This window comes from Longimicrobium sp. (assembly GCF_036399255.1).
GTDB lineage: Bacteria > Gemmatimonadota > Gemmatimonadetes > Longimicrobiales > Longimicrobiaceae > Longimicrobium.
Window position 1 is genome coordinate 36742 of record NZ_DASWNM010000102.1, and the last position, 12538, is coordinate 49279.

At 70.0% G+C, this 12538-nt stretch carries 6 protein-coding genes; all 6 read left to right on the forward strand.

All coding sequences use genetic code 11. From position 1 onward, the window contains the following. Positions 1–18 precede the first annotated feature (18 nt). A complete protein-coding gene (locus VGC13_RS18920) occupies positions 19–1089 on the forward strand; it encodes a hypothetical protein (RefSeq protein ID WP_331126842.1) in 1071 nt (356 codons plus the stop codon). After that, positions 1086–2336: an aminotransferase class V-fold PLP-dependent enzyme gene (locus tag VGC13_RS18925; protein ID WP_331126843.1), complete on the forward strand. Its 1251-nt coding sequence runs from the start codon at positions 1086–1088 to the stop codon at positions 2334–2336. Before VGC13_RS18920 ends, VGC13_RS18925 begins: the two co-directional genes overlap by 4 nt. A 340-nt stretch (positions 2337–2676) precedes the next feature. Then, entirely contained in the window at positions 2677–4902 is a 2226-nt protein-coding gene (locus VGC13_RS18930) for a carbohydrate binding family 9 domain-containing protein (protein WP_331126844.1), read from the forward strand. Between the two features lies 1 nt (position 4903). Beyond that, the gene (locus tag VGC13_RS18935; protein WP_331126845.1) at positions 4904–5953 is read left to right on the forward strand and encodes a hypothetical protein; all 1050 of its coding nucleotides are present in this window, start codon (positions 4904–4906) and stop codon (positions 5951–5953) included. Positions 5954–6020: 67 nt separating this feature from the next. Then, complete coding sequence (locus VGC13_RS18940) at positions 6021–6338, forward strand: phosphopantetheine-binding protein (RefSeq protein ID WP_331126846.1); 318 nt, start codon at positions 6021–6023, stop codon at positions 6336–6338. After that, the coding region (locus VGC13_RS18945) for an amino acid adenylation domain-containing protein (protein WP_331126847.1) at positions 6335–12538 on the forward strand (6204 nt) is incomplete at its 3' end. The genes VGC13_RS18940 and VGC13_RS18945, both read left to right, overlap by 4 nt.

A 12538-nucleotide genomic window follows, 5' to 3' on the forward strand; every position in this document is an offset into this window, starting at 1 on the left:
TGGAGGATGGGCGACCCGATGGTCACGCGGCTGCAGAGCTCCGGTACCGAGGGTGACCGTCTCGTTACACTTGTCCACACCTTCACACTTGCGGACCGCATGGCGAATTGCCTGCGGCTGAACGAGCGGCTGCACTTTCTCCTCGCGGCGGAGCGTATCAGCACGTGCCGGTATGCCGCGCCCAACTGCTCGGACGTGGAGTGCGCGAATCCGAACAGCCGGATGGAGGATCGCCTGTTGGAGGACGGCACGCTCGTGCTTCCGGTATACCACGACCTTCTTGTAACGCCCGGGTTCATGCTTGACCGGGCGTTTGCGGAGATCCGCGAGTTCCGCCCGAACTGCCTCTACGTCGATCCTATTCACTTTTCGCACCTCCTCGACCACGCCGAGCGCCACGACCTCCCTCATCCAGACTGGAGTGGGGCCGCCGTGCTCACCAGCTACAGTCTGCTCACGCGCACCCACCGCAGCCAGATCGAGCGTGCGCTCGGGCCCGGCGTGCCCGTCGTAAACGTGGTGGCGATGTCGGAGTTGGGCTTCGTGGCGGCGGAATGCACGCAGAGGCGCCTGCACCTCAACACCATCGACTTCTTCGTAGAACTCGTGGACGAGGCGTGCGACGAGGTCCCGGATGGGGGCGTGGGGGAGTTGTGTATCACCACTGTGGGCGATCGGCTCTCTCCCAAGATCCGCTATCGCACCGGGGACCTGTACCGCCGGCACCCGGATCGCTGCGCATGCGGAAGCGCACTTCCCGTGGCGGACTACTTGGGACGCCGCCGCCACTCGTTCCTCCGTCCGGATGGGACGCTGGTGACACCGGCCGACGTCGATATGGTGGTCGGGGAGCGTCCCTGGCTGCGTAATTACCAGCTGGCGCGGGGCAGCAGCGGCCGGTTCGTCTTCCGCTGCATCGGCAGCCTTTCCCCGCCGACCGAAGAGTTGAAGGAGATCCAGGAAGCCCTTCAGCGGCTACTTGGCGCGGACCGGGTACGCGTGGAGACAACCGGGTACATTCCGGCAGAGCGGAGCGGCAAGTTCCTCACCTGCAAGAACGACTATTTTGAGGGGGAAGGGCACCTGTGAACTCGGTGATGCTTCCCTCTGCTCCCGTGGTCGGCGACGCGGCCGGCTACTTGGGAGTGGAGGACGACTTTCCGATCTTGGCCCGGCAGATCGACGGCCAGCGGATCGTGTACATGGACAGCGCGGCGACGACGCTCAAGCCCAGGAGCGTTATCCGCGCCGTGACCGGCTACTACGAGCGGTACACCGCCAACATCCACCGGGGAAAGCACCGCCTCTCGGAGGAAGCGTCGGACCGCTATGAGGAGTCGCGCCATCGCGTGGCTACCTTTCTCGGCTGTCAAGGCAACGAAATAGTCTTCGTCCGTAACACGACCGAGGCGTTGAACCTGGTGGCAAAGGGGCTGGCGCTCGAACGCGGTGACTGCGTGGTGACCGGCTTCGACTCGCACCACTCTCACCTTCTCCCCTGGCGCGAGTTCGCGACCGTAAGCACGGTCCGGCACGGCCCCGATGGGAGCGTTGACCTGGACCACTACCGCTCGCTGCTCGCCGTGCGTCCGCGGGTGGTCGCGCTCACCCACTGCTCCAACGTGACGGGCGTATACCTGCCCATCGCGGAGATGTCCGCATGGGCACGGGAAGCGGGCGCGCTGGTGGTGGTGGACGCGGCGCAGTCGCTGCCGCACCGGCGCCTGAACCTGCGTGAGCTTCCGATCGACTTCCTGGCCTTCTCGGGGCACAAGATGCTTGGGCCCTCGGGCGTGGGCGTGCTCTTCGGCCGGGCGGAGTTGCTCGAGGGGCTGCGGCCGGCGAACCACGGCGGGGGGATGGTGGACTGGGTGACGCCGGAGTCGTCAAGCGTCCGCAAGATCCCCCACCGGCTGGAGGCCGGGACGCCGGCCATCGAGGGGGCCATCGGGCTGGCCGCGGCCATCGAGTATCTGGACGACCTGGGGACGGAGGCGATCGAAGGTCACGATCGCGAATTGGCGGGCATCCTGCTTCGCGAGGCCGGCGCGCGCCCCTACCTGCGTGTGCTGGGCTCCACTCTCGCCGACCGCGCCGCCGTGGTCAGTTTGGTCGTGCCCGGCTTGGACGATCTGGGGGACGTGGCTCGGGCCTTGAGCGACAGCTACGGCGTAATGTGCCGTAGCGGCCATCTGTGCGCACAGCCGTATGTGGACGCGAATACCGCGGGCGAAGTCCTTCGCCTTTCCGCGTACCTGTACAATACCCCTGAAGACGTCCTGCATGCGTTCGGAGCGCTGGACGAGGTGGTGGCCCGGCTCGGTGGGCGGGTTTGATCCTTCTTTCCGGCCCGTGCGGCCTCCCCGGATCCTCACGCACTAGTACAGAAGCATTACGGAAGATGTGCCGGGATGGAGAACGACGGCTGTTCGTCGGCTCCTGCGTTCGTGCACGCGCACTTCCCCCGTGAGCCGGTCCATTGTGACGGTATGTCGGTGGGCCAAGCACGGGTCCACCGTCTCATCGCACTCCGTCTGGGAGTGTGGCGGCAGCCACGGATCCGGCCTTCCGTGACACGCGCTCGCGCACCCACTCTCACCGATTATGAGCTCTAGAATGCCAATCCTGACGGCGCGCCCCGGGCCTCACGGCTTCCGTCCCCCGCTGAATACGCGCATGTCACTGCGCACTCGCGCGCTCCTTTTGCTGCTGGGCTCGCTGGCCCTTGCGCCCGCGGCCGTCGGTCAGGCTGTGGACGCCCCCCCGTACGTCATCAGGCGCGTGTCGGAGCCCATCCGGCTCGACGGAGTTCTGGATGAGGCGGTGTGGGATTCAATAGAGCCCGTGCCGATGGTGAAGCACTGGCCCAGCTACGGTGGGGATCCAACCGAGCGCACTGAGGTCCGCTTGGCGTACGATGGCGCGTACGTGTACGCCAGCTGCCGCTGCTACGCGACGCCCGGAAGCATCCAAGCCACCACCTTCAAGCGCGACTCGTGGAACCTGACCAATGACCAGTTTGCGCTGGTGCTGGATTCGTTTCACGACAACGAAACTGCGCTCATCTTCGTGGTCTCGCCCAGCGGCGCCCGCTCCGACGCGGCGATCTCGGGCGACGCGGCGGGGTCTACGCCCAACAACGACAGCTGGGACACCTTCTGGGACGCTGAGGTTACGCGTACCGACTCGGTCTGGTACGCGGAGATGCGCATTCCCATCTCCAGCCTGCGCTTTCAGGACCAGGGGGGCGACGTGGAGATGGGGCTGATCACCTACCGGCTGATCGCCTCCAAGAACGAGATGGCCACGTATCCGGCGATCGAGCCCAAGTGGGGGTTCTGGAGCTTCGCCAAGCCTTCGCGGGCGCAGACGGTGCACATGACGGGGCTGCGCAGCCGCAACCCGGTGCAGGTGACGCCGTACGTGCTGGCCGGGGTGGGGCAGGACTTTCTCCTTAACGCCGACACCACGGGGTACGCCCGCATCGACAACCCCTCGCAGGACGTGGGGCTGGACGTAAAGTACGGGGTGACGAATAACCTAACGCTAGACGTGACCGTCAACACGGACTTCGCGCAGGTGGAGGCCGATGACCAGCAGATCAACCTGACCCGTTTTTCCCTTTTCTTTCCCGAGAAGCGGCGCTTCTTCCAGGAGCGGGCCAGCATTTTCCAGTACGATCTGGGCGGCAGCAACCGACTGTTCTACACGCGGCGGATCGGGCTGCATCAGGGGGGCGAGGTGCGCCTACTGGGCGGCGCTCGTCTAGTGGGACGCATCGGCGAGTGGGACGTGGGATTGCTGAACATGCAGGCCGCCCGCGACGACGCGCTGGACCTTCCGTCGGAGAACTTTGGCGTGGTGCGGCTGCGTCGGCAGGTGCTGAACCCCTACTCCTATGTCGGCGGCATCGCCACCTCGCGCCTGGCCGAGGGGGGTGGGTACAACGTGGCGTACGGGCTGGACGGAGTGCTGCGCCTGTTCGGTGACGAGTACCTGACTCTGAACTGGGCGCAGACCTTCGATGATTCGCTCTCCTCCGGCGTGGTGGACCTTTCCAGCGCCCGCCTTCGCGCGCTGTGGGAGCGCAGGCGGTTCGACGGATTCGGGTACCAGTTCAGCGTTGCGCGGGCGGGCCGGGACTACAATCCCGAGATGGGGTTCGAGTTGCGCGACGACTACACGCGGCTGGGTGACCGCCTCTTCTACGGGCGGGTGTTCCGAGGCAAGCGCAGCGTGCAGCGGCTGCAGGTGGGGCTGGACGGCAACGTGCACTTGCGCAATGTGGATGGTGCGGTGGAAACCAGCGAAATCTCCCCGACGCTCGAGGTGACCTTTCGGAGCGGCGCCACGCTGGTCGCCCGGGTGCGCCGGTCGTTCGACGACGTGCTGACGCAGTTCGCCCTGACGCCGCAGGTGGGCGTGCCGGTTGGGGAGTACGGCTTCACCAGCTTCGAAGTGACGCACAACACGTCGCCCGCCCGAATGCTGCGCCACCGCACCGCGCTGAACACCGGCACGTACTACGACGGCAGGCGGGTGACGCTTTCCCTAGGTCCCACATGGTCCGCGTCCCGGTTCCTGGAGCTGGCCGCCACCTACCAAGTTAACTGGGTGCAGTTCGGGGAGCGTGGCCAGGAGTTCACGGCCCACGTAGCGCGGCTGCGCGCCGAAACCACGTTGAACACCCGCTTCACGCTGACCACCTTCGTCCAGTACAACAGTCTAGCCGACGGGGTGACGGGCAACCTGCGCTTTCGCTACACCCCGCGCGACGGGCGGGACTTCTACCTGGTGGTCAACGAGGGGATGAACACTGACCGGTACCGGGTAGAGCCCACACTACCGTTCACCAGCAGCCGCACCATCCTGCTCAAGTACAGCCACACCTTCCAGTTTTAGCATGCAGCCCAGCCCGTCCCCCGCCGCCCGGGTCGTGTTCGACTGGGCGGAGGTCAACTGCTTTCTTCGCCCCCAGGCGATGCTCTGCGACGAGGTGGCGCCCGGGTACGATCTCCTACTGCTGTGTATGGCCTCGCTGTACCGCGCGTGGGGCACCGACGGGTTCTTCGTGGTCCCCGGGCGCGGGCACTTCGCCTTTGCCGACGCGGTGTTCGCGCCGCTCGCGGGGATCGGCTTCGAACTGACGTATGTGGACGAGAAGGAGGCGGTGGGCGGGGTGCTGCGGGACCTGCTGCGGGACGGCGGCCCGGTGGTGATGCCCGCCAACATCCGGCCGCTGCCGTACTTCGTGGGGCACGGGGAGGAAGACAAGCTGCACTTCTTCATCGTCCGCGGCTACGACCGGGCGGCGGACGAGTTCCATCTGTTGGATTACCTGCACGTGCGGGAAGACAACCTGAGCCTGGAGTACGCCCCTGCCACCCTTTCCGGCGCGATGCTGCGGGAGGTGACGGCATTGTACTGGGACACCTATGTGGGCGACGCGCCTACCCCCGACTGGGACCCGCGCTACTGGCTGCTGCGCGTGCGCCCCGCCGCCGCCTTTCGCCCGCTGGACCCGGACGCGCTCCTGGCGTTGCTCCTGTCCGAATGCGCCCGGATCCTCGACCGCCGGGACGCGGCCGCGCCCGACGCCCTGGACGACCGTTACTTGGCCCAACTGCGCGCGACGCACGAAATCGGGAACGAGGAGCGGCTGTCCTCATTAGCGCATACCTACCTGGCCGACGCCAACGCCGCCCTAGTGCACGTCCGCATCGTGGAGCACGCGCTCCAGGCCTTGGGCCACGCCGACGCGGCGGCGGAGCTCGCCGCCCGGCTGGAGGAGCATCGCGCCCGGACGGCCGCGCTCCGTAGCCGGTTGCTGGTGCGGTGCATGGTCTCGCCCTCGCTCCCCCACGCCGAGTGGACGGCGTTTGGTGAAGAGCTGGGCTCCCTCGCCGCCGCGCTCGGATGCACCGTACGCGAGCAGATTCCCGCCGGTTATTGAAGGCTGCTCCGGGCCCGCTCTCGAGCGAGGCCCGCCGTCCCAACGCATCACCGCATCGGAGCACGAGATGGAAGACGGGTTTGTAGCGCCGCGCACGCCGCTCGAGGAATCGCTCTGCGCCTTCTGGTCGGAGGTGCTCAAAAAGCCCCGGGTGGGGATCCGCGACCGGTTCGACGAGCTGGGAGGCAACTCGCTCCTGGCCATCCGCATCGCCGCGCGGCTGGTGCAGAGCACAGGCATCGAGGTCCCCGTGCGCAGCCTCTTCGACCATCCCACGGTCGAAGAGCTCGCGGCGCATGTGGAGGAGCTGCGCTGGGCCGGCACGGCGGTCGCCGCGTCCATCGAAGAGGCTGGTGGAGAGGACCGCGAAGAGGGATCGCTGTGACCACCCTCCAGTTCGTGGCCCAGCTGGGACGGTCGGGGATCAGGGTGTGGGCGGAGGGAGAGGCGCTGCGCTTCAGCGCCCCTCCGCAGGCGCTCACGGCCGAGATGCGCCGCGAGATCGCCGCCCGCAAGCCGGAGCTGATGGCATTCCTGCGCCGGGCGGGGAGCGCGCCGCGGGTGCACGTGGGCCGGGTGGCGCGCACCGGAGCGCTGCCGCTCTCGTTCGCGCAGGCGCGGCTCTGGTTCTTGGACCAGCTGGAGCCGGGGAGTGCCTTCTACAACCTTCCCGCCGCGCGCCGGCTGCGCGGGCCGCTGGACGTGCGGGCGCTGGAGCGCGCGCTGGGTGAGGTGGTGCGCCGGCACGAGGCGTTGCGCACCGTGTTCCGGGGCGGCGAGGGCGACGACCCGGTGCAGGTCGCCCTCGCCGCGCCCGAGCCATACGTCATTCCCACGCTGGACCTGCGGGCCGGGGCGCCGGAGGCGCGCGAGGGCGCGCTGGCGCGGCTGGCGACGCAGGACACGGAGCGGCCGTTCGACTTGGCGGAGGGGCCGCTGTTCCGGGTAACGCTGGTGCGGCTGGCTGACGAGGACCACGCGCTGCTGCTGTGCATGCACCACATCGTCAGCGACGGGTGGAGCATGGGGGTGCTGTTCCGTGAGGTAGGCGCGCTGTACGCGGCGTTCCGCCGGGGCGAGCCGTCGCCTCTGGACGAGCTGCCGGTGCAGTACGCCGACTACGCGGTGTGGCAGCGCGAGCACCTGCGCGGCGACGCGCTGGAGGAGCAGCTGGCGTACTGGAGGGAGCGGCTGGCCGGGGCGCCGACCCTCCTAGAGCTCCCCACCGATCGTCCGCGTCCCGCCGTGCAGGGGCACCGGGGGGCACTGCTGAACGTGATGTACGGCCCCGCCCTACGCGATGGCCTTCAGGCGCTCGCCCGGCGGGAGGGCGCCACGCTGTACATAGTGCTCCTGACCGCATTCCAAGTCCTGCTCTCGCGATACGCGCGGCAGGAGGACGTGGTAGTGGGCTCGCCGATCGCGGGGCGCACGCGCGCCGAGGTGGAGGGGCTGATCGGCTTCTTCGTTAACACGCTGGTGATCCGCACGGACTTGCGGGGCGACCCCTCGTTCCGCGCGCTCTTGGCGCGGGTGCGCGAGGAGGTGATGGGCGCCTACGAGCGTCAGGACGTCCCCTTCGAGAAGCTGGTGGAGGAGCTGCGCCCGGAGCGCAGCATGTCGCACTCGCCCCTGTTCCAGGTGATGTTCGCGCTGCAGAACGTGGCCGCGGGCGAGCTGGAGTTGGAGGGGGTGGAGATGGGGGAGGTGCAGGGCGAGAGCCATGTGGCCAAGTTCGACCTGACCGTGGCCGTGGAGGAGGTGGACGAGGGGCTGCGCGTCTGGGTGGAGTACGACACGGACCTCTTCGACGCGGCCACCATCCACCGCATGCTGGGGCACTTTCGGCTGCTCCTGGAGGGGGTGGCGGGCGGCGCGGACGCGCGCATCTCCGCGCTCCCCCTGCTCACCGCGCCGGAGCGCGAGCTCCTGTACGGGTGGAATCGCACGGAGGCGCCGTATCGGCGCGAGGCGCTCATCCACCAGCGCTTCGAGGAGCAGGCGGCGCGCACGCCCTCACGAACAGCGGTGGTGTTCGGCGAGGACGAGCTTTCGTACGCGGCCCTGAACGGGCGCGCCAACCGCTTGGCGCACCGGCTGCGCGCTTACGGCGTGGGCCCCGGCGTGCCGGTGGGGATCTGTCTGGAGCGCACGCCGGACCTGGTCGCGGGGATGCTCGCGGTCCTCAAGGCGGGCGGGGTCTACCTTCCGCTCGACCCGGCGTACCCGTCCGAGCGGCTGGCCTTCATGGTGCGGGACGCCGGTGCCCCCGTGCTCCTTACGCAGGAGCGGCTGGCTGGCCGCGTCTCGCCGGCGCCGGAGCGGGTGGTGCTGGTGGACGGCGGTGCGGGGGAAGGGGCCCCGGCGGACGACCGCGACCCCCCCCCGTCGGCCGCGTCGGCGGACTTGGCGTACCTGATCTACACCTCCGGCTCCACCGGCCGGCCCAAGGGGGTGCAGATCGAGCACCGCAACGCGGTCGCCTTCCTGGAGTGGGCGGCGGAGGTGTTCCCCGACGAGGTGCTCCAAGGCGTGCTGGCCTCCACTTCGGTGTCGTTCGACCTGTCGGTCTTCGAGATCTTCTTGCCGCTGGGCCGCGGCGGCTGCGTGATCCTGGCTGAGAACGCGCTGCAGCTGGGTGCGCTTCCCGCCCGCGGCCGGGTGACGCTTGTGAACACCGTTCCCTCCGCCGGGGCCGAGTTGGTGCGCCTGGGCGCCATTCCCCCCTCGGTGCGCGTGGTGAACTTGGCCGGCGAGGCGCTGCCGCGCGAGCTGGCGAACGCGCTATACGCCCACACCACGGCCCACAGCGTCTATAACCTGTACGGTCCCAGCGAGGACACCACCTACTCGACCTTCGCCTGCATGGCCGCGGGGGAGGCGGGCGCACCCAGTATCGGGCGGCCGATCTCCAACACCCGCGTGTACCTGCTGGACCCGGGGATGGCGCTCGTCCCGGTGGGGATACCGGGCGAGCTGTACCTGGCGGGCGACGGGCTGGCCCGCGGGTACCTGGGGCGTCCCGGGCTCACGGCAGAACGCTTCGTCCCCGACCCCTTCTCGCCCGCGCCCGGCGCGCGACTGTACCGCACGGGCGACCTGGCGCGGTGGACCCCGGACGGGTCGCTGGACTACCTGGGACGGATCGACCACCAGGTGAAGGTACGCGGGTTCCGCATCGAGCTGGGGGAGATTGAGAGCGTACTCTCCACGCATCCCGCCGTGCGCGACGTGGTGGTGCTGGCGCGCGAGGACGTGCCCGGCGACCGGTGGCTGGTGGCGTACGTGGTGTGGCGCCAGGGTGCCGCCGGCGACCCGGGGGCGCTGCGCGAGCACGTGCGCGCAGCGCTGCCCGAGTACATGGTGCCGGGCGCGGTGGTCGTCTTGGACCGCCTTCCGCTCACCCCCAACGGCAAGGTGGACCGCCGGGCGCTCCCCGCGCCGGAGCGGGGCGGTAGCGCGGCGGTGTACGCGCCGCGCACGCCAGTGGAAGAGGTGCTGGCGGGGATCTGGGGCGAGGTGCTGGGGGTGGAGCGGGTGGGCGCGCGGGACGACTTCTTCGACCTGGGCGGCCACTCGCTCATCGCCACGCGGGTGCTCTCGCGGGTGCGGCGGGTCCTGGGCGTCGAGTTGCCGCTGCGGACCCTGTTCTGGCACCCCACGGTGGAAGGGCTGGCGCTGGAGGTGGAGCGGGTGCAGCGGGGCGAGAGTGGCGCCACGCTCCTGCCGCCGGTGCGTCCGGAGCCCCGCGACGGCCCGCTGCCGCTGTCGTTCGGGCAGGGGCGCCTGTGGTTCCTCGACCAGCTGGAGCCGGGGAGCGCCTTCTACAACATCCCGTTCCCGCGGCGGCTGCACGGGTCGCTGGACGTCGGCGCGCTGGAGCGGGCGCTGGGCGAGGTGGTGCGCCGGCACGAGGCGCTGCGCACGGTGTTCCGGGTAGGCGGCCTGGGGGATCCCGCCCAGGTCATCCTAACGGCGCCGGAGCCGTACGCCCTCCCCCGGCTGGATCTGGGCGGGCTGGCCCCCGAGGCGCGGGAAGCGGCGCTGGCGCGGCTGGCGGAGGAGGACGCGGTCCGGCCGTTCGATTTGGCCGAGGGGCCGCTGTTCCGGGCGGCGCTGGTGCGGCTGGCCGACGAGGACCACGCGCTGCTGCTGTGTATGCACCACATTGTCAGCGACGGGTGGAGCACGGGGGTGCTGTACGGGGAGTTGGGCGCGCTGTACGCGGCGTACCACGCGGGGCGCGAGTCGCCGCTGCCTGAGCTGCCGGTGCAGTACGCCGACCACGCCGTGTGGCAGCACCGCCACCTGCGCGGCGAGGTGCTCGACGCGCAGCTGGCCTTCTGGAAGGCGCGGCTGTCGGGCGTGCCCACGTTGCTGGAGCTGCCCACGGATCGTCCGCGCCCCGCGGTGCAGAGTCACGTGGGCGGGATCGTCCACGCCACCCTGCCGCCGGCGTTGCGCGACGCGCTGGCCGCGCTGGCGCGGCGGGAGGGCGCCACGGTGTACATGGTGCTGCTGGCCGCGTTTCAGCTCCTCCTCTCCCGCTATGCGCAGCAGGAGGACGTGGTGGTGGGGTCGCCGATCGCGGGGCGCACGCGCGCCGAGGTGGAAGGGCTGATCGGCTTCTTCGTCAACACGCTCGTCCTGCGCACGGACATCTCGGGAAACCCCACCTTCCGCGGGTTGCTGCAGCGCGTGCGCCACACGGCGCTCGAGGCGTACGCGCACCAGGACGTGCCGTTCGAGCAGTTGGTGCAGGAGCTGAGGGTGCCCCGCTCGCTGAGCCATTCGCCCCTGTTCCAGGTGATGTTCGGCCTCCAGAACGTGCCCGACGGCGACTTAGAGATGGCGGGGCTGCGTGCGCCAGTCCTCCCAGACACCGCCGCTACCGCGCGCTTCGACCTAATGGTCCTGGTGCACGACGGGGCCGAGGGGCTGAGCGCATACGTAGAGTATGCGGCGGCGCTCTTCGACGCGGCGACGGTGGCGCGGCTGATGCGGCACTTCGAGGCGCTGCTCCGCGCCGCCGTCACCACGCCCGACGTGCCCGTCGGCGCCCTGTCCATGCTGCCGGAGGACGAGCGTGCGCGGGTGGTGCAGGGGTGGAACGCGACGGAGCGTTTCGCCGCCGACGGCGTGTGCGTGCCCCACCTGTTCGCGCGGCGGGCCGCGCTCGCTCCCGGCGCGCCCGCGCTGGAGTTCGCGGGAGCGACGCTATCGTACGCGCAGGTGGACGCGCGCTCCAGCCGGCTTGCGCGGCGGCTGCGGGCGATGGGCGTGGGGCCCGACGTGCGCGTGGCCGTCAGCCTGGAGCGGTCAGTCGACATGCCGGTCGCCGTGCTCGCCGTGCTCAAGGCGGGGGGCGGATACGTGGCGGTCGACCCCGGCTATCCACCCGACCGTGTCGCGTACATGCTTCGGGACAGCCGCGCCGCCGTCCTCATCACCACCTCCGGCGTAGCCGCGCGCCTGCCGCGCGAGGAGACACCGCTGCTCCTGCTGGACACGCACGCCCGAGCCATCGCCGCGGAGGCTGACGGCCCGCTCCCGGTGCAGGTCGATCCGCAAAACCTGGCGTACGTCCTGTACACCTCGGGAACCACCGGACGGCCCAAGGGCGCCGCCCTTCCGCACCGCGCGCTGGTGAACCTGCTGCATTGGCAGCTGGCGAGGTTCGGCGACGGGGCGGCCGCGCGGACGCTGCAGTTCGCCTCGCTGAGCTTCGACGTCTCGTTCCAGGAGATCTTCAGCACCTGGGCGGCGGGCGGGTGCCTGGTCCTTGTGGACGAAGAAACCCGGCGCGACACGGAGGCGCTGGTCGGCTACCTGCGCGAGCATCGCATCCAGCGGCTCTTTCTCCCCTTTGCGGCGCTGCAGAACCTGGCGGAGACGGCGGAGGGCGCGCGGCTTCCGGAGATGCGCGAGATCATCACCGCTGGCGAGGCGCTCCGCTCAACGCCGCAGCTGCTGGCGCTCTACCGGGCGAACCCCGGGCTGCGGCTGGACAACCACTACGGCCCGTCGGAGACGCACGTGGTGAGCGCGCACCTTCTCGCGGACGATGCGGGGGCGTGGCCGCTGCTGCCGCCGATCGGCGCGCCGATCGACAACGTACGCCTGTACGTGCTGGACGCCTGGATGCGGCCGGCGCCGATCGGCGTGCCGGGCGAGCTGTACTTGGGCGGCGCCGGGGTGGCGCGGGGCTACCTGGGGCGGTCGGCGCTAACGGCGGAGCGGTTCGTTCCCGATCCGTACGATGAGCCGGGGGCGCGGCTGTACCGCAGCGGCGATGGGGCGCGGTGGCTCGCTTCCGGGGAGCTGGAGTACCTGGGTCGGCTGGACCAGCAGGTGAAGATCCGCGGCTTCCGCATCGAGCCGGGCGAGGTGGAAGGGGTGCTGGCGACGCACCCGGGTGTGCGGCAGGCGGTGGTGGTGGTGCGCGAGGACGTGCCGGGGGACCGCCGGCTGGTTGCGTACGTCGTCTCGCCCGAGGGCGTGGGGGCGGCGGAGCTGCGCGAGCACGCGCGCACGCGCCTGCCGGACTACATGGTGCCGGCCGCGTTCGTGCCGCTGGACGCGCTG

Bases quoted from the DNA above. Each gene is read 5' to 3' on its own strand.
- VGC13_RS18940 (WP_331126846.1), top strand. From the start codon at position 6,021: ATGGAAGACGGGTTTGTAGCGCCGCGCACGCCGCTCGAGGAATCGCTC.
- VGC13_RS18930 (WP_331126844.1), top strand. From the start codon at position 2,677: ATGTCACTGCGCACTCGCGCGCTCCTTTTGCTGCTGGGCTCGCTGGCC.
- VGC13_RS18935 (WP_331126845.1), top strand. From the start codon at position 4,904: ATGCAGCCCAGCCCGTCCCCCGCCGCCCGGGTCGTGTTCGACTGGGCG.
- VGC13_RS18920 (WP_331126842.1), top strand. From the start codon at position 19: ATGGTCACGCGGCTGCAGAGCTCCGGTACCGAGGGTGACCGTCTCGTT.